This window comes from Aeromonas sp. R4-2 (genome assembly GCF_040908295.1).
Taxonomy (GTDB): Bacteria; Pseudomonadota; Gammaproteobacteria; order Enterobacterales; family Aeromonadaceae; genus Aeromonas; species Aeromonas veronii.
On sequence record NZ_JBFODL010000025.1, the window covers coordinates 1 to 17,292 of the forward strand.

Sequence of the window (17,292 nt, forward strand, 5' to 3'; positions counted from 1 at the left end):
CCCGGGCTTCGAAGGCACTGCCAGCGTCACCGTGAACGAGGGCAGCTACACCGACCTGGCGGGCAACGCGGGCACCGGCGGCAGCGACACAGCCGACACCGACACCCAGGCACCCAATGCCCCGACCGTGGTTATCGTGGATGATGCCAACAATGACCAGATGCTGACCAAGGCCGAGATTGGCAATGATCAGGTCCAGGTACGTGCAGGGATCAATCACGCAGACTTGGTTGCAGGCGGCAAGGTGATGCTGACCATCAACAATGGTGGGGTGAACAGCACTGTCCAATTGACGCTCAAGGCTGATGGCACCCTGCTGTCAAGCAATGGCAAGAGCTACGGCTATCAGAACGGCACCATCAGCTGGACGGAAACGACCCCGGCCAACGGCAAGTCGCTGACGGTGACGGCGATCCAGACCGACAAGGCGGGCAACGTCTCACTGCCGGGCAGCGACAACGCGCAGATCCTGAATGAAGCGCCGGAGACGGCGAACAAGCAGGCAAACGGCCAGGAAGATGCAGCCAGCATCGCCATTCCGACCCTCAGTGGCAGCGACATTGATGGCAACGTGGTGAGTTTCACCATCAAGAGCCTGCCTGCCAACGGCATCCTCTATCTGAACGGGGTTGCGGTGACCGTGGATCAGAGCATTGCGGTGGCGGACGCCGGCAAGCTCACCTTCACTCCGAATGCGAACTGGAACGGCAACACCAGCTTCAACTATGCGGCAGTAGACAACGACGGCGCCGTGGATGCGAGTCCCGCAACCGTGACCATCAAGGTAGATGCGGTCAACGATCTGCCGACGCTGTCCATCTCCAACGGGGCTGTCCTCTCAGAAGAGGGGCTTTCCGGTGGTATTAAGGATACAGTGGGCAACAGCGACAGCACTGATAGTGTGGTAGCTAGCGGTAAGATCACGGTTGGGGATGTAGATAGTCAGGACACACTAAACGTTACTCTCAGTGCTCCTTCCACCGCTTTGACTTCCGGTGGCGCTGTAATTCAGTGGGCTTGGAATGCAACTACCAAAGTGTTGACCGGTTATACCGGCATGCAAGGCGGTGCGGACTACAAGGAGGTCATTGATGTCAAGTTGACCGCTCCTACCGGTAGCACCAAGGGTGACTGGAGCTATGAGGTGACCCTCAAGGCGCCGCTTGATCATCCGGATAAGGAAAGTGAAGACGCGCTTAGCTTCAAGGTGGGTGTGTCCGTATCGGATGGCAAAACAACCGTTACCGACAGTCTGCCTATCACTGTGGAGGACGATGCCCCCATTGCTGGCGATGCTGCCGCGGTTTCGCTGGTGAAAACCAGTATTCCTGATGTATTGACCGGCAAGTTCAGCATGACCGGCTATAGCGGGAATAGCACCAGCATTGATGGTGGCAAGTTCACCATCACGGCTAAAGGTTTCCTCTCTTCAACATCTACTGCTCTGACTGATGCGCTGGTTAATGGCTCGAGCGAAGGCATTGGTGTCAAGAGCTCGACAGCCCCTTACCACAATATTGAGAACGAGGTCGATTTCCGCAAACTGGCCGACGGCTCAGGGGTATCTGAAGAGCTGGTGATCAAACTGGATGCTGGCACTGTGGCTTACGGTGCCAAGATCGAGTTCAGCAAGATGTTCGGTGGTGAGCTGGAGAGTGGTGTGGTCGAGTTCTACCGTGATGGAGTTCTGATCTCAACACTTCCCTTTAGGTCGGATGCGGCGGGTGGAGAGTACAACCAGAACTTCCAAGTGCAGCAGGGTGGTTTTGACACCATGGTGATCAAAGCAACCGATAACGGCAATTCGTTCAACGTCAAGGACAACAGCGACTTTACAGTCAAGTCTATCGAGTTCCTTGGCTCCTCTACTCCGCAGGCAATTGCCTATGGCTCGGGGACAGTGGCACCGCAATGGGGAGCTGATGGTAAAGGGCGTCTGGAGCTGGTTACCGGCACCGTTGAAACGGGTCTGAAAACGGCAGCTGGTCTGGCAATTACCATTACCGCGGAAGGTGCCAACAGCATGGTTGGCAAGGCCAGTGATGGCAGCTTGATCTTCAAGATGCAATTCACGCCTGCAACGGGCAAGTGGGAATTCTTCCAGTATGCAGAGATGCAGCGCCCGGTTGGTGATGGCGACATCGACTTCACCTTCAAGGCCTATGATCGGGACGGTGACGGCTCGCAAGGCAGCTTTGCTGTCAACCCGCTGGCGCGCCCTGATGTAACCGGTGTATTGAGTGCCACTGTGGTTGAAGGGGCTACCTTGCAGCATGTTGTGACCTTGAGTGGTGCGACTAATGTAGCGACTGAGTACAGCCTCTCAATCGCGGGCAGTGGTACTCATGCTGCCTCTAACTCTGACTGGGGAACTCTGCAGTTCAGTCACGGTGTTACCTATAACAGCAGCACAGGCAAAATCTCAGTACCAGCTGGTGTGACGAGCTTTACCGTGTCAGTGCCGACAGTGAATGACAAGTTGGTAGAACAGACTGAAACCTTGACTCTGACAGTAGGTGGTGTGACCGGAGCCGGAACCATTACTGACAACGATCTCTCTGTGCGACTGGGCAATGGTCTGGTTGATGAGGATGGTTTGTCTGGCGGAAATGCACACTTGCCTGAGCCTGTGGGTATGCCTGCTAGCGGCCCGCTTTCTGTGACTCAGTCGCTGCAGGTGACTGATGGCAGTGGTGGCAATGTCTCTGGCGTACAACTCAAACTTGTTGGCATCACGGGTCTGAGCGGGGTGACGGGTATTGATGGTCAGCCGGTCAATGTTGTTCAGGATGGCGCGGGGCTCAAAGGGTACTTTGGTAACAACCCCGCCAATGTAGCCTTTACTGTGACGGTGGATAACAGTGCCAATCCACCGAGCTACACCTTTACTCTGCTCAAGCCGCTTAGCCACACAGTGGATGGTCAGAGCACAGCGTTGACCAGCCAGGACGAACTGCGCTTTACCGTCAACTATGAGGTAAGCAAATCTGGAGCTGAGACTGCCACTGGCTCGTTTGACTTGGCTGTGCGTGACGATGTGCCGGTTGCAGTGGTCGATGATGCCCGAGTTAGCGTTCTGGTTGATTCGTTTGATGTGAGTGGTATCGAGGCAAACTGGACTGATTGGAGAGGTGGATCCTCCGTGACTAGGGGGGACTCCAATGACAATGATTCTGGGTTGGATCAAATTCGCTGGGGAGGCGGTAACAATCCCTCTGGTTACGGTTTCATGGACAATGATGCCGCGTTGAACGGTGCAATTCCGATCAATGAAGAGATCAAACTGGGCACATTCACTCATTACAACAACCCGATTTATAACGATGCTATCAGTGCTGCAACGATGGAGGTTACTTTCTCCGTAACTGATGCATTGGGACGGGTCACGCCAATAAAACTTGTTGTGAATTTCAATCATAACGAAACCCCCAATGACAGATGGGGGAATGGTGATGACATCATCTCAATCGGTAATACGACTGCTACCTTCAACTTTGAAGGTAAGGCATACACGCTGGAGGTACTGGGTTTCCGCGATGCGGGTGGCAACGTGGTGAAGACTATCTACACCAAAGAGAATGCCAGCAACAGCTTCGATCTGATCGTCAAGTTGGTGGAGGGTTCTGGTTATCAGCTGCCACAGACCACAGGCAATGTGCTGGCCAACGATCTTGCCGGTGCTGATGGTGGTCTGAGTGTCATTGGCTACGGAGTCGGCAGCAGCTCGACCACCTATACCAATGGTGCGGGTACCCAGGTAGTTGGCCTGTACGGGGTACTGACCATTCTGGCCAACGGTGCCTATACCTATCAGGTCACCAAGAATGGCAGCCAGATCCCGGCTGATGCACGCGAGGTGTTCAGCTACAGCGTGCGCGATGGTGATGGCGATACCACCAACAGCACCTTGACCATCAGCGTCAATCCGGTGGACAGCAACGGGGTTCCGGTTCATCTGCCGCTGACGGTAGATGGTACTGACCTCAACGACTCTATCGTGGTACGCAATGGCGAGAGAGCGGCTAATCCTGACCGTCTTGATGTTTCCTTCGGCGGTAATCTGCTGGGCGAAGTCACTACCAGTAACGGCGGTACCGACCACATACATGCCGGTACCAGCTACAACAAGGGAAGTGCCGCCCAGACCGTCAGCAGCGGTGCAGGCAATGACCATATCGAAACCGGCAGCGGTAATGATGTGATTTATGCAGGCAAAACCGGGGCTGATGGATTCGGTACCGACGATTCGTTGCAACTGACGGTAAATCAGCTCAAGGCTCATCACATCATGACAGGCAGCTTGTCTGGCACAGATGCCATGCTCGATGGCGACGGTCTGTTGCTGAGTGTTGATGTCAGCAGTAGCAAAGCTGATGTGGTCAATGGTGGCAGCGGCAATGACAAAATCTACGGGCAGTCAGGTTCCGATATCTTGTTTGGCGGTACCGGTGACGACTACATCGATGGCGGTAGTCATAACGATGCGCTGCGCGGCGGTCTGGGGAACGATATCCTGATCGGCGGGCTCGGCAACGATGTAATGCGTGGTGATGGCGGTTCAGATACTTTCGTCTGGAATCAGGGGGATACAGTATCCGGCTCCCTGACCAAGGATTACATCATGGACTTCAACAAGGGGTCAGGCACCATCAACCGTTTGGAAGGAGACAAGCTGGATCTGAGCGATCTGCTGGATCACGATGGTTCTCACAGTACGACCGATCTGAAGAGTCTGCTCTCGGTGTTCCAGGACAATGAAGGGGTGCACCTGCAGGTCAAGGAGAGCAGTACTGCGCCGGTGACTCAGGAGATTGTGCTGATGAACCATACCTTCGACAGTCTGACGGGCGGTTCTGGCACCACGGCCAATCAGGTGATCGATTACATGTTGACCAACAACATGCTCGATATCGACAAGTAAGCCCAACTTGGGGCAATAAAAAAGCGGCAGAGCAATCTGCCGCTTTTTTTATCTTTGCAGGGAAGCGAAATCAGTTGCCGAGGGTGGCAAACAGGCTCTGCTCCAGGGTGCCGCGGGAGACACAGACCGGCTTGATGGACGGGGCCGGTACGCGTTCGCCTGAGGATTCAACGAAGAACAGCTCTGTGTTGCCCTTGACATTGACGGTGGCCACGCTGCTGTTGCCGCTCTGGGTGATGATCAGGTTGATCTGCAGGTTCGGGTTGCCCAGTGCAACTTTGGAACCCATGGTACCGCAGTCCAGCCACTCCAGCCCGTCGGCTGACTGGTTGACGTTGGCGGTCATCAGGCCGGAGCCACGTTGGCTGTTTTCGATGGTGAGGCCGTGATCGGTGAACCACTTCTCGGCGCGAGCCCACACCAGATCCACCGGGATCGCCATTTCCTGAGTGTTGTTGGTTGCCTTGGCAATTGGCGGGTTGTAGCGATACTCCTCACCGCCGTTATTGTCACCAGCACAACCAACCAGCAGCAGCGCCAATGCGCTCCCCATAATCTTTTTCATCTTGTTTCTCTCGTCCATATCACCAGGCCATTGGCCAACCGGCGCCTATTATCGCCGGAGCGACAATCTCTGTCAGCAACCATCCAGCGTTCGATGTTATGGGGAGGTGATCGGGGTGCTTTACAAAATTGGTTTGCTATCATAGATTTGCTCGAAATTCCTCCATAAGCACCCCTGTGACCAACATGCTCACCCCGGATCTGCTGCAGCAGATCATCGACCAATTGCCAATGAGTATCTTCTGTCGGGATAGTCATGGGCGTTACCTGTTCGCCAATCGTGAGTTCGCCCGTGAAGCCAAGCTGGAGTCGCCTGCCGAGGTAGTCGGCAAGACAGATGCAGAGATGCCCTGGGGCGATCTCTTTCGCAGTGAGGATGAGCAGCTGCTTGCCGGAGGCGTGCCGATGCTGTATCAGCAGCTCCATTGCAACCGGGGTGGTGATACCTGCTGGATGGAGGTGCACAAGGTGCCTCTTTACACCCCGCAGGGGGAAGCGTGCGCAGTATTCGGGGTGGTTAATGAGATTGCCCAGCGCAAGAGCCTGGAACAGACGGTCAAAAAGCAGCAGTTGTTGCAGCGTTTTCTGCTCGATGCTATTCCTGACCTGATCCGTTTCGATGATCACAACGGGGTGTTGCTGGAGTGCAATCAGGCGTTTCTCGACTTTATCGGCCAGGGGGCGGATGAGGTGCTGGGTCAGCAACTGCCGTTCCGGCTGGCGGCGCCGCAGGGGATGGGTCATGGCGAGTGTTGTCTGCTGGATGCCAGCGGGCAGGGTCGACACATGGAGATCACCCGGGTCGATGTCCCCGATGGTGATGGCCACTCCCTCGGGATCCTGACGCTGGGGCGTGACATCACCGGCCTGCGCACCACTCAGGCGCAGTTGCAGCAGGAGCAGCACTACGACAGTCTGACCGGACTGCTCAAACTCTCCCGATTCTTGCAGACCAGCCGCCATCTTGGGGGACGCAGTGCCACGCTGGTGCTGGTTGATCTGCACCATTTTCGTGAAATCAACGATCGCTTCGGGATCCGGATTGCCGATCGACTGCTGAGCCAGGTGGCCAAGCGGTTGCAGCAGCTGGTACCGCCGCGTTCTCTGCTCTGTCGGGTCGCTGCCGATGACTTCAGCCTGTTGTTGCCGGATTTCAATGAGCCATTGCAGGGGTGGAGCCAGCATCTGCAGCAGCAGTTGATGGAGCATTATCAGGTGGAAGATCACCGCATCCAGATCCCGGTGTTTCTCGGGCTGGCCCAGGGGAGGGCAAGCGATGCCGAGCGGTTGCTCAGTCATGCCGAGGCTGCGCTGGCGCAGGGCAAACGGCAGCAGCAGTACTGCACCCTGTTTGATCCCGAGCTGCATGCCCGGCTCAAGCGGCGTCAGCTGATCGCCGCCCAGTTGCCGCTCGCCATCAAGTCCGCCCAGCTGGTTGCCGTCTATCAGCCGATCATCTGTACCCGCACTCACCGGCTGCATGGCGCCGAGCTGCTCTGTCGCTGGCCCCATCCCGAGCTTGGGATGATCTCCCCCGACGAATTCATTCCGTTGGCGGAAGAGATGGGGATCATCGGTCAGCTTGGTCAGCTGATGCTGGAACAGGGCTGTGCTCAGCTGGCGCAGTGGCAAACTGCGCAGCCGGATATGGTGCTCTCCATCAACCTTTCGCCGCTGCAGTTCCGTGATCCGGCGCTTTGTGAGCGGGTCTCTGCCTGCATCGCTCGCCATGGTCTCAAGGCCAGTCAACTGGAGCTGGAGATCACCGAAGGGGTACTGATGGAGAACGCCGACGAGATTGAGACCAACCTCGACAACCTGATTGCCGCCGGTTTTCAGTTGGCCATCGACGACTTTGGTACCGGTTACTGTTCACTGGCCTATCTGCCGCGTTTGCAGGTGGCGACCCTCAAGCTGGATCGCAGCTTCACTCAGGGGCTGGCCAGCAATAGCGCGACCACCGCTATCGTGCGTTCGGTCATCGGGTTGGGCCATGAGCTGGGGATCCGGATCACGGCCGAAGGGGTAGAGACACCCGAGCAGCAGCTGTGGTTGACCGAGGCGGGGTGTGATCGGCTTCAGGGCTATCTGTTCAGTCGCCCACTGCCGCCGGCGGAGTTTGCTGCCAGCTATCTGGTGTGAGAGATCGTCAGAAACAACAAGGCCACCGCAAGGTGGCCTTGTTGTTTTACGATGGAGGCAGGATCAATCCTGGAAGTAGGTGCCCCAGCCATCGTAATCCACCCCATATTTTTCCAGGATGGGCAGCATCTTGGCGATATCGGCGACGATCGCTTCGACATTCAGCTTGCACTCGATGGTGGCATCGAAGCAGAAGATAGTGGCGCCGTCATCCAGCTCCATCTCTTCGGCATCGGTCACTTCAAAACCGGCCTTGAACAGGTCAACCGCTGCTTTTTCCAGACGGTCGAAATCCTGGCAGGCGAAGTGGTGCTCGATGTCGTAATCCGCATCGGGATTGCTGCCATCGGCCAGCAGTTCGTTGACGATCTCGGTGGTCTCATCACGCCACTCTTGCATATTCAGACTCATGTTGCCTCCAGGCGGTATCATTGCGGCAAAGCATACTCGCAGAGTGGATTCGGCTCAATGCGGCGGACCCACTGAACCTCGAATTTCCATCATATTGGCGCAGCCTGCAGGGTGTTCAGAGGACAGCGAGTATGGCAAACAGGACTGAAATGGATAATAAATGGCCGCTTCGTTCGGTTGTTGAGCGAACGCGCTTTTTATCGTGCCATCATGGTTGACACTCTGCGCAGGAAAGGGTTTAATGCGCGCCGTTGCCCAGATAGCTCAGTCGGTAGAGCAGGGGATTGAAAATCCCCGTGTCGGCGGTTCGATTCCGTCTCTGGGCACCACAATTCCTCCTTAGTTCAGTCGGTAGAACGGCGGACTGTTAATCCGTATGTCACTGGTTCAAGTCCAGTAGGAGGAGCCAAATTCGAAAAGCCCGCTCAATCGAGCGGGATTTTTCATTTCTAGTTGCTGTTGCATGCTGCCAAAAAGAGCGTCGCGCCACAGGTGGCACTGAACAGCAGCATTCCGGTTTGCAACATGCTGCCAGGGCATGGCTTCTTCTCTCTTTTTCTGGCCCTGATCCACTTCGGTTTCATCACATTCCCTTATCCATTTTGTCGGCCTGAATGGCTGCACTCCTGTGCAGGCGAGCCATCTTTGTTGAATGGCGCCATGGCGTCAATCTCCCCCGCAAAACAATTAATTCAGCACCGTTGAAGAGCGGCTTGTCGGGTGATGTTTCGACCTTTAAGCCATTGTTAACATTTTGGAAAACCGGAGTGACCCTGTGGCTGGGCGGGGCTATGATGTGGTCAATGATGTTCCCATCCTGACGGAGAGACCCCAGATGAACAGCCCCTTGAGCTATGTACTGGACGGCATTCATTGCGAGCCGCACTTTTTTACTGTTCCCCTCGATCATGATGAGCCGGATGGTGACAGCATTACCCTCTTTGCCCGTACCCTCTGCCGTAAAGACAAGCTCGATGAGAAGTTGCCCTGGCTGCTGTTTCTGCAAGGTGGGCCGGGATTCGGGGCACCGCGCCCGACGGCCAACAGTGGTTGGCTCAAGCGGGCGTTGCAGGAGTTCAGAGTGCTGCTGCTGGATCAGCGTGGCACCGGGATGTCGAGCTCAATTCACGGGCAGATTCTGGCCAAAATGACACCGACCGAGCAGGCGGAGTATCTCAGCCATTTTCGCGCCGACAGCATAGTGCAAGATGCCGAGTTCATCCGGCAGGAGCTCAGCCCCAAGCATCGCTGGAGCCTGCTGGGTCAGAGCTTTGGCGGCTTTTGCTGCCTGACCTATCTCTCGCTCTTCCCCGATAGCCTGCGGGAGGTCTATATCACCGGCGGCATCGCGCCGATTGGCCGCAGCGCCGAGGAGGTTTACCGCGCCACCTATCAGCGGGTGGCTGACAAGAACCGAGCCTTCTTCGCCCGCTTCCCCCACGCTCAGGGGATTGCCAACCGGTTGGCCAACCATCTGCACCAGCACGATGTGCGGCTGCCCAACGGTCAGCGCCTGACGGTGGAGCAGTTCCAGCAGCAGGGGCTGGATCTCGGTGCTACGGGTGCTTTCGAGGAGCTTTATTACCTGCTGGAAGAGGCCTTTATCGGTGACAAGCTGAGCCCGGCCTTTCTCTATCAGGTGCAGAGCATGCAGCCATTCAATACCAACCCGCTGTTTGCCATTCTGCACGAGGCTATCTACGCCGAAGGGGAGGCGACTCGCTGGGCGGCAGATCGGGTCAGAGGGGAGTTTCCTGCGGTGAACTGGGCGCCCGGCAAGGATTTCGCCTTCACCGGCGAGATGGTTTACCCCTGGATGTTCGAGCAGTACCGCGAGTTGCTGCCCCTGAAAGAGGCGGCCTATCTGCTGGCAAACAAGGCGGACTGGGGGGCGCTCTATGACCCGGCCCAGCTGGCCCGCAACCAGGTGCCGGTAGCATGCGCCGTTTATGCCGAGGATATGTATGTGGAGTTTGACTACAGTCGCGAAACTCTGCGTGGTCTTGGCAACAGTCGCGCCTGGATCACCAATGAGTATGAGCACAACGGTTTGCGTGCCGATGGTGAAGCGATTCTTGATCGTCTGATCACCCTGAATCGGGATCGCTGAATCGTCCGGTAAGGTAGCAGACAACAGGGGCCACGGCCCCTGTTGTTTTTATCAGCTTTTTACCTCTGGTTTGGGGGTATCAGGTTGTGACGGTGGGAGTTGTGGCAACACGATCTGCGGCTGCTCACCGGTCAGGCTCTTTAGGTAGGCAGTCATATCTTCGGCTTCCTGATCTGTGAGGCGCTGCCCCAGCTGGATATCAGCCATGATCTGGACTGCCTCTTTCAGATCCCATACTGCACCATCGTGGAAGTAGGGATAAGTCAGCTCGATATTACGCAGGGTGGGTACCTTGAACCAGCCGATGAACTGCTTCTCTCCGGTGACTGCCCCGCGACCCTGAGCCGGGTTATCCGTTTTGTAACTCTTGACCAGTCCCATCTTCTGATAAGAGTTGCCGCCGATAGCGACCCCGTTGTGGCATGCCGTGCATCCTTTGGCTTTGAACAGTTCATACCCTTTCAGCTGTTGTGCGGTCAGTGCCTTGCTATCCCCTTTCAACCAGCGGTCAAACGGGGCATTGGGGGTAACCAGGGTCTCTTCAAAAGCAGCGATGGCATCGGTGACCTCGTCAATGCCGAAGTTGTCCTTGCCATAAACGGCGCTGAAGCGGGTACGATAGCCAGGCAGGGTATGCAGAGTTTCGACCGCCAGATTGTGGGTAAATGCCATCTCCAGTGGGTTGGCGATGGGGCCCGCCGCCTGCTCTTTCAGATCCTTGGCGCGACCATCCCAGAACTGCACGAAGTTGAGGCTGGAGTTGAGTACGGTCGGTGAATTAATAGGGCCCACTTTCCATTTATGGCCGAGTGAGCTGACTTGATTATCCACCCCTCCGGTCGCCAGGTTATGGCAGGAGTTACAAGAGATTGCGCCGGATTTGGAGAGTCTTGGCTCGAAAAACAGCATCTTGCCCAACTCGACTTTTTCCGGGTTTGTCACCTTGGCTGGTTCCACGGGCTGTATGGGTTCATTCGCCCAACCGGCACCGGGTAATATCAGTGCCACTAGCAAACAATATTTTCTCATTGCGTCATCTCCCTTGAAGCTGTTTATGCCAGCAAGACAAGGATGACGTTAAAGCGCTGTTCATTAATTGATCAAAATCAGCCTTGCTTGATTATTTACAATAAAAACAATCATATATGATTTGTTGGCAAAATGGGGGCAGGATAATTAAGAGGAGAGTATGGAGTTAGCATCATGCCTGGATTATGTGCGAAGCAAAGAAAATGAACAGGCGATTAATTAGATTGCTGTCATTGAATAAAGCGATTATTCAATATGCTTTGCCATTCTGCCGTTAAATAAATACCTATCAAATGCATCATTAATAATAAACCGACAGGATGAGCAAATTGTACCCTGCGTTTCAACACCCTCTGTCGTCTTGTTCTTTGGAGCGGCGCCGGATGGTCGTGCTTTTCAATCAAGATAAGGATGTATGATGAGAAAGTCTCTGTTGGCCTGCTCCCTGTTGCTGTGCCCTGTCGTGTTTGCTGCCACCCCCCATTGGGAATATAGCGGTGAGGCGGGGCCTGCCCACTGGGCCAAGCTGACCCCTGAGTTTGGTCAGTGTGCGGGCAGCAATCAGTCGCCGGTTGACCTGAGCGGATTGGTCGAGGCCAAACTGGCCCCGCTGGTACTCCACTATAAGGCGGGTGGCAATACAGTGGTCAACAACGGTCATACCGTGCAGGTCGGTTATGCCCCGGGTAGCACCTTGCAACTCGATGGCACCACGTTTGAACTCAAGCAGTTCCACTTCCACGCCCCGAGTGAGAACCTCATCGAGGGCAAATCCTATCCGCTGGAAGGGCATCTGGTACACGTCAGTGACAAGGGAGAGATCGCCGTGGTGGCGGTGATGTTCGAGGCTGGCAAGGCCAATCCGGTGCTGGCGGCTGCCTGGAGTGCATTACCGGCCAAGGTGGGGGAGACCCAGGCCCTCAAGGCGCCGCTCTCTGCTGAGCAACTACTGCCTGAGAATCGTGACTACTATCGCTTCAGCGGTTCCCTTACTACGCCTCCCTGCTCGGAAGGAGTGCGCTGGCTGGTGATGAAGCAGCCGGTCGAGGTCAGTCAGGCCCAGATCGACGCATTCAAGGCGGTGATGCACCACCCCAACAACCGGCCGGTGCAGCCCCTCAATGGGCGCGTGGTGCTGCAATAACACAGCGTTGCAATAGCACTGCAGATAGCAAAAACAACAAGAGGGCCGCAAGGCCCTCTTTTACATGGCGAGGTATCGGCGTGCGATCAGAGGCTGGCAGCGATCCGGGCACCGAGCGCCGCGTTGTTCAGCACCAGCTGGATGTTGGCCGCCAGCGAGTTGCCGCCAGTCAGCTCGCAGACACGTGCCAGCAGGAAGGGGGTTGACGCCTTGCCCTTGATCCCCTGCTCATCGGCTTCACGCAGCGCTTGGGCAATGGCTGCGTCGATATCGGCTTTTGGCATGGCGTGTGCGCTCGGGATGGGGTTGGCCACCACGGCGCCGCCCGCCAGTCCCAGCTCCCACTTGAGGCGCAGCGCCTCGGCGATGGCTGCCGGACTCTCCAGTCGATAATCAACCTTGAAGCCGCTCTCGCGGGTGTAGAAAGCGGGCAACTCTTCGGTCTGATAGCCGATCACCGGCACCCCTTGCGTCTCCAGATACTCCAGAGTCAGCCCGATATCGAGAATTGATTTGGCCCCCGCACAGACTACAGCCACCGGCGTTTGTGCCAACTCCTGCAGATCGGCCGAGATATCGAAGGTCTCCTGCGCGCCGCGATGTACCCCGCCAATGCCACCGGTGGCAAAGACCCGGATCCCCGCCATGGCAGCGATGATCATGGTGGAGGCGACCGTGGTGGCCCCCATCCCCTTGCGCGCCAGTACGAATGGAATGTCGCGGCGGCTGCACTTGGTCACGCTGTGGCCTGCCCGGCCGAGCGCTTCCAGTGCACCCGCATCGAGACCCACCTTGAGGCGGCCATCGAGGATGGCGATGGTGGCCGGAATGGCACCGTTGTCGCGCACCACCTGCTCCACCTGACGGGCCGTCTCCACGTTCTGCGGATAGGGCATGCCGTGGGAGATGATGGTGGATTCGAGGGCAACCACCGGTTTGCCGGCAGCCAGCGCGGCAGCCACTTCCGGTTGGATATCGAGGTAAGCGTTCAGCATGAGTACTCCTCCAGTATGCGGTCAACGGCGGTCTTGCTCAGACCGGAAAAAACGGTATCGGAACAATTGACGGTGAGGGCGGCGCAGCCCAGGGCAAAGCGGGTGGTTTGGGCAATGTCGAGCTGTTGCAGCCAGGCGTGGGCGAGGCCAGCCATAAAGGCATCCCCGCCGCCGGTGACGTTGAGTACCGGACTGCCCAGCACCGGCAGGTGACCCTGCTGCTCGCCATCGCTGTAGAAGATCCCCTGTTCACCCAGACTGAGGAACAGCCGCTTGACCCCGGCGCGGTGGAACCAGGCGGCTACCATGGGCCAGGTTTCGGGCCCGGCGATGGTCATGCCGCACAACTGCTCGGCTTCACTGCGATTGGGTTTGAGGGTGTGGATCTTGCCAAGCCAGGGGCGGATCTTCTCCACCTTGGCCACCGAAACGGTATCGACAAAGATGGCGTGCTCCCCCTGTCGCTCGAACAGCCAGTCGAGGGTGTGGATGGCCAGATTGGTATCGAGCACCCAAAGCCGGGCACCGCCGAGAAAGCCTGCGAGGGGGGTCAGGCGGGCAGGGGTGAGTTGCTCTATGATGGCCATGTCATTGATGGCGCAGCTCATTTCGCCGCTACCATCATGCAGGCTGAGGTAGCAAGAGGTAGTGTGGCCATCGAGCACCAGGGTCTGGCGCACATCGACGCCAGCCCGCTGGCTCACCTCCAATAGATGGTGGCCATACTGGTCGTTGCCGACCGCAGTCAGCAGCCGAGTATCGCTGCCGAGCCGCGCCAGATTCTCGGCGATATTGCGGCCAACACCACCGGCCGAGGTGCGCACCTTGCCCGGGTTGGAGTCGCCAAGCAGCAGGTTGTCATGGCTGGTGCCGCAAATATCCATATTGGCACCGCCGATCACCACCACGTAGGGGCCCTCTCGCAGTACATAACCTCTGCCTTGCACATATCCCTGCCGGATCAGGCTGGAGATGTGGCTGGCCAGCGCGGAGCGGCTGATGCCAAGGCGATCGGCCAGCTCCTGCTGGGCAATCATGGGATCCTGACGCAGCAGGGCGAGGATCTCTTGTTCACGCTCAGTCATAGACAAACATCCATTTACAAACGTTTGTCCATTATTGCTGGGAAACGTTTGCTGGCTATCGGCTTGTACAAAATTTGTCGGATTGCGCACAAAAAATCGACATTCAAAGCTGGGTTGGCAAGCGGTTTAGCCGGGGAGGGGACTTTTAACGGGTCGATGGCCCTGCAACGGCTTATAATGGCCGCCGCAAGATGAGGAGAGATGATGGAAAAGAGTGCATTCTGCTGCGTGGGGCTGGTCAATCCCAAGTCTCCGGAAAATGTCGGCTCTGTGATGCGGGCTGCGGGTTGTTACGGGGTGGACGAGGTCTACTACACCGGCAACCGCTTCGAGTTGGCGCGCCGCTTTGCCACCGATACCAAGCAGATGGTGGAGAAGATCCCGCTGCTCGGGGTGGATGACCTGATGGCGTTTATCCCGCAGGGATGCGTGCCCGTGGTGGTTGATCTGATCGACGGCGCTACACCGCTCCCCGACTATGTCCATCCGGAACGGGCTTTTTATATCTTCGGGCCGGAGGATGGCACGCTCGATCCCGCCCTCTATGGCGCGGTGAAAGATGTGGTCTATGTGCCGACCCGAGGCTGCATGAATCTGGCCGCCTCGGTCAATGTGATCCTCTATGACCGCTTGGCGAAGGGGTTCCGGCAACCCTGAGCTGTGGCGTGGCAACGGTGACTCAAACCGTAATGGAAACGGTGTTGCTCATAGACTGGTTGCTGGCGGTGGCCGCTGTTGACGGGGCTGCGGCATCCTTCTCTTTCCCCTATGGTGGGATCAGTTTTCGCCGGTCTTGACCGCCTGCTCCTCGAGAAAGTCGCGGTAGTAGTCATAGAGATGATAACGGCGATATATCTCGGCCAGCGTGCCGCGACGGATCAGATTCACCATCTCCTGATCCCACAGCTGTAGTAGCCGGTCGCCCTGTTCGGTATCGGTAAAAATGGGGTAAGTCGGGATCCAGCGCAAAATAGTGCGGTACATATTGGCTGGGGTCTCATCGGCGGAATGCAGCACGCCAGCGGTCAGGTAATAGCGATAGCGCCCCTTGTCAATCAGCTGCAGAGCCATCTCATGACTGTCGATCTCGTGCCACTGCATGGTGACCGGAAGATATTTATCCAGCACCCATCCTCGCCGCCAGAGGACGGCCTCGCCTTCCAGACTGCGCTCTCCCCGCCATTGCGGCTGCCACTGCTTGAGCATGAAGACGGTCACATCATCGGCGGAGGCTGGCTGATGGGGCTGCCTGACCCCCTTGATCTCGTCCAGATAGACACTCATCGCCATATCCCCCTCTTGCCTGGCTACCATGGCGACGGCGCGTTTGTAGGGCACGATATGGGGCACGATCTGATAGCCGTGGGGTTGGTAGATGGTTCGCACCAGATCGAGATAGATACCGCGGCCATCCGGTTGGCAGAAACCGGGCCAGCCATCGCAATAGACGTGAATATCGGCTGTGCTAGCGTGGGCGATCGCACACAGAGAGCAAAGCAGCAAACAACCGATGCGCAGCATGGTCAGCATTATCCTCGCAGGGGTGAGGAGAGCATTTATCACCTGATTTATACCATGCATTGATCGCGGCGGGCGGAGAAAACATCTCGCATCTCCATTTTGCGACAGGGTCGAGGGTTATTTACGGTCGGATCGTTATGATCGAGTAAAGATTCAATAGCACCCCAATCAGTAGAGGAGACTGCATTATGCCATCGATCAAGACTCTGCTCTGTCCAGTCGATTTTTCCCAAATGTCTCGCGCGGTACTCGACTACGCCGTTTTCATGGCACAGAGCCATCAGGCCCAGCTCAAGCTGATCCACGTGGTTGATCAACTACACGGTTTTGACAGTTACAAGATCCTTCATATGACGGCCATCGAGATCACTCACGAGATGGAGCGTCAGGCCAGAACCCAGCTCAAAGAGCTGGTTGCCACCCTGCCGATTCCGGCCACCTTTGATATTCGCTTTGGCCGCGCCGCCGATGAAATTGTCATTCAGGCCAAGGAGGATGAGGTTGAGCTGATCGTGATGGGCAGCCACGGTCGCTCTGGTATCAGCCATCTGCTGGTAGGCAGTGTCGCCGAGTCTGTGGTGCGTCATGCACCCTGTCCGGTACTGGTGGTGCGCCAATAACGCGCCACGTTTAGTGTGAAAAGCGTAACAAACAAGGCCAGCGATTGCTGGCCTTGCGTTTTCTGGTGTTGTGCCCGCTAGCCGTGAGCGTAGATGACACTCCCTCCCTTGATGGTATCTATGATGGCCCTGGCCTGCTCTTTGGGCAGGGCAGGGCAACCCCAGCTGCGGCCCAGCTTGTCATATTTGCGCAGATGGGTCGGGCTGGCATAGGCGGCGCCATGTACTACGATGGCACGCTTGCGGGCATTGCTGTTCTTGCCGGGGCTGAGCCCGTCCAGCCGCAGGGAGTAGCCATGTTTGCCCAGATAGGTTTCTGCGGTGCGATAGACGCCGAGGGAACTTTGGCGGGAGTTGAGCTGGTTGGAAAAGTGTTTTGCGGCCAGTTCACCTGAGTTGCGGCCATGGCTGACCCAGGTGTGATAAAGCAGCTTGTGGCGTTTCATATCGATGACAAACAGTCTGCGCTGGGTGGATGGCTTGCTGTAATCGATGATGGTGAGAATGGGTTTGCGTTTGTGGCGCACAGTTTGATAACTGTTGAATGCCTGACGAAAGGTCTGTTTATCCAGCTTGCCGGCCAGACCCAGTTGACGATAGAGGCTCTGATCCCAGCTGGCATCTGCCGTGCTGCTCCAGATGAGCGATATCAACAGCAGTGGCAACAACAGCCATCCGCGTTGCCAGTCTATGTTCCCGCGCGCTTGTCTCATCCGTGAATATCTCCTTGTCACTCCCTGTCAACGACGC

General features: G+C 56.8%; 13 protein-coding genes and 2 tRNA genes. 8 read left to right on the forward strand and 7 right to left on the reverse strand.

What is annotated here, in order from left to right; translation table 11 throughout:
* Positions 1 to 31: 31 nt before the first annotated feature.
* Positions 32 to 4,921 (forward strand): choice-of-anchor K domain-containing protein, encoded by a 4,890-nt coding sequence (locus tag AB5Y99_RS19505; RefSeq protein ID WP_368210613.1) that lies wholly within the window; start codon positions 32 to 34, stop codon positions 4,919 to 4,921.
* Between the two features lie 70 nt (positions 4,922 to 4,991).
* Here AB5Y99_RS19505 and AB5Y99_RS19510 read toward each other — a convergent pair whose 3' ends face one another.
* Entirely contained in the window at positions 4,992 to 5,486 is a 495-nt protein-coding gene (locus AB5Y99_RS19510; RefSeq protein WP_005335330.1) for a hypothetical protein, read from the reverse strand.
* A gap of 185 nt (positions 5,487 to 5,671) precedes the next feature.
* Between AB5Y99_RS19510 and AB5Y99_RS19515 the strand changes: the two genes are divergently transcribed.
* Positions 5,672 to 7,627, forward strand: coding sequence for an EAL domain-containing protein (locus AB5Y99_RS19515; protein WP_162518413.1), 1,956 nt, complete (start codon positions 5,672 to 5,674; stop codon positions 7,625 to 7,627).
* A 63-nt stretch (positions 7,628 to 7,690) separates the two neighbouring features.
* Here AB5Y99_RS19515 and rraB read toward each other — a convergent pair whose 3' ends face one another.
* Complete coding sequence (rraB, locus tag AB5Y99_RS19520; RefSeq protein ID WP_026034893.1) at positions 7,691 to 8,026, reverse strand: ribonuclease E inhibitor RraB; 336 nt, start codon at positions 8,024 to 8,026, stop codon at positions 7,691 to 7,693.
* A 265-nt stretch (positions 8,027 to 8,291) separates the two neighbouring features.
* On the opposite strand from rraB, the gene AB5Y99_RS19525 reads away from it, so the two are divergent.
* The 3 genes from AB5Y99_RS19525 to AB5Y99_RS19535 all read left to right on the forward strand — a co-directional run bounded on the left by AB5Y99_RS19525 (position 8,292) and on the right by AB5Y99_RS19535 (position 10,148).
* Positions 8,292 to 8,367, forward strand: a tRNA-Phe gene (locus AB5Y99_RS19525).
* Positions 8,368 to 8,371: 4 nt separating this feature from the next.
* Positions 8,372 to 8,447 (forward strand) — tRNA-Asn (locus tag AB5Y99_RS19530).
* Positions 8,448 to 8,873: 426 nt separating this feature from the next.
* Positions 8,874 to 10,148, forward strand: coding sequence for an alpha/beta fold hydrolase (locus tag AB5Y99_RS19535; RefSeq protein ID WP_368210616.1), 1,275 nt, complete (start codon positions 8,874 to 8,876; stop codon positions 10,146 to 10,148).
* A gap of 51 nt (positions 10,149 to 10,199) precedes the next feature.
* Here AB5Y99_RS19535 and AB5Y99_RS19540 read toward each other — a convergent pair whose 3' ends face one another.
* The gene (locus tag AB5Y99_RS19540; protein ID WP_064339529.1) at positions 10,200 to 11,177 is read right to left on the reverse strand and encodes a cytochrome-c peroxidase; all 978 of its coding nucleotides are present in this window, start codon (positions 11,175 to 11,177) and stop codon (positions 10,200 to 10,202) included.
* A 418-nt stretch (positions 11,178 to 11,595) separates the two neighbouring features.
* Here AB5Y99_RS19540 and AB5Y99_RS19545 point away from each other — a divergent pair, with 418 nt between their 5' ends.
* Positions 11,596 to 12,321: a carbonic anhydrase gene (locus tag AB5Y99_RS19545; RefSeq protein WP_368210817.1), complete on the forward strand. Its 726-nt coding sequence runs from the start codon at positions 11,596 to 11,598 to the stop codon at positions 12,319 to 12,321.
* Positions 12,322 to 12,407: 86 nt separating this feature from the next.
* On the opposite strand, the gene AB5Y99_RS19550 is transcribed toward AB5Y99_RS19545, so the two are convergent.
* Together AB5Y99_RS19550 and AB5Y99_RS19555 are read right to left on the reverse strand one after the other, a co-directional pair.
* Positions 12,408 to 13,316 carry a pseudouridine-5'-phosphate glycosidase gene (locus tag AB5Y99_RS19550; RefSeq protein WP_167557001.1) on the reverse strand — a complete coding sequence of 303 codons (909 nt, stop codon included), beginning with the start codon at positions 13,314 to 13,316 and terminating at the stop codon, positions 12,408 to 12,410.
* Complete coding sequence (locus tag AB5Y99_RS19555; RefSeq protein WP_042080063.1) at positions 13,310 to 14,401, reverse strand: PfkB family carbohydrate kinase; 1,092 nt, start codon at positions 14,399 to 14,401, stop codon at positions 13,310 to 13,312. The genes AB5Y99_RS19550 and AB5Y99_RS19555 overlap by 7 nt, the downstream gene beginning before the upstream one ends.
* A gap of 204 nt (positions 14,402 to 14,605) precedes the next feature.
* On the opposite strand from AB5Y99_RS19555, the gene AB5Y99_RS19560 reads away from it, so the two are divergent.
* Positions 14,606 to 15,058 carry an RNA methyltransferase gene (locus tag AB5Y99_RS19560; RefSeq protein WP_043820904.1) on the forward strand — a complete coding sequence of 151 codons (453 nt, stop codon included), beginning with the start codon at positions 14,606 to 14,608 and terminating at the stop codon, positions 15,056 to 15,058.
* Positions 15,059 to 15,178: 120 nt separating this feature from the next.
* Here AB5Y99_RS19560 and AB5Y99_RS19565 read toward each other — a convergent pair whose 3' ends face one another.
* Positions 15,179 to 15,922: a hypothetical protein gene (locus AB5Y99_RS19565; protein WP_368210819.1), complete on the reverse strand. Its 744-nt coding sequence runs from the start codon at positions 15,920 to 15,922 to the stop codon at positions 15,179 to 15,181.
* Between the two features lie 188 nt (positions 15,923 to 16,110).
* Here AB5Y99_RS19565 and AB5Y99_RS19570 point away from each other — a divergent pair, with 188 nt between their 5' ends.
* Entirely contained in the window at positions 16,111 to 16,542 is a 432-nt protein-coding gene (locus tag AB5Y99_RS19570) for a universal stress protein (RefSeq protein WP_005335309.1), read from the forward strand.
* A 77-nt stretch (positions 16,543 to 16,619) separates the two neighbouring features.
* Here AB5Y99_RS19570 and AB5Y99_RS19575 read toward each other — a convergent pair whose 3' ends face one another.
* Positions 16,620 to 17,255, reverse strand: coding sequence for a murein L,D-transpeptidase catalytic domain family protein (locus AB5Y99_RS19575; protein WP_335863261.1), 636 nt, complete (start codon positions 17,253 to 17,255; stop codon positions 16,620 to 16,622).
* Positions 17,256 to 17,292 lie beyond the last annotated feature (37 nt).

Coding starts and splice junctions, on each gene's coding strand:
- AB5Y99_RS19545 (WP_368210817.1), top strand. CDS start 11,596: ATGAGAAAGTCTCTGTTGGCCTGCTCCCTGTTGCTGTGCCCTGTCGTG.
- AB5Y99_RS19575 (WP_335863261.1), bottom strand. CDS start 17,255: ATGAGACAAGCGCGCGGGAACATAGACTGGCAACGCGGATGGCTGTTG.
- AB5Y99_RS19550 (WP_167557001.1), bottom strand. CDS start 13,316: ATGCTGAACGCTTACCTCGATATCCAACCGGAAGTGGCTGCCGCGCTG.
- AB5Y99_RS19560 (WP_043820904.1), top strand. CDS start 14,606: ATGGAAAAGAGTGCATTCTGCTGCGTGGGGCTGGTCAATCCCAAGTCT.
- AB5Y99_RS19515 (WP_162518413.1), top strand. CDS start 5,672: ATGCTCACCCCGGATCTGCTGCAGCAGATCATCGACCAATTGCCAATG.
- AB5Y99_RS19540 (WP_064339529.1), bottom strand. CDS start 11,177: ATGAGAAAATATTGTTTGCTAGTGGCACTGATATTACCCGGTGCCGGT.
- AB5Y99_RS19570 (WP_005335309.1), top strand. CDS start 16,111: ATGCCATCGATCAAGACTCTGCTCTGTCCAGTCGATTTTTCCCAAATG.
- rraB (WP_026034893.1), bottom strand. CDS start 8,026: ATGCAAGAGTGGCGTGATGAGACCACCGAGATCGTCAACGAACTGCTG.
- AB5Y99_RS19565 (WP_368210819.1), bottom strand. CDS start 15,922: ATGCTGCGCATCGGTTGTTTGCTGCTTTGCTCTCTGTGTGCGATCGCC.
- AB5Y99_RS19510 (WP_005335330.1), bottom strand. CDS start 5,486: ATGAAAAAGATTATGGGGAGCGCATTGGCGCTGCTGCTGGTTGGTTGT.
- AB5Y99_RS19535 (WP_368210616.1), top strand. CDS start 8,874: ATGAACAGCCCCTTGAGCTATGTACTGGACGGCATTCATTGCGAGCCG.
- AB5Y99_RS19555 (WP_042080063.1), bottom strand. CDS start 14,401: ATGACTGAGCGTGAACAAGAGATCCTCGCCCTGCTGCGTCAGGATCCC.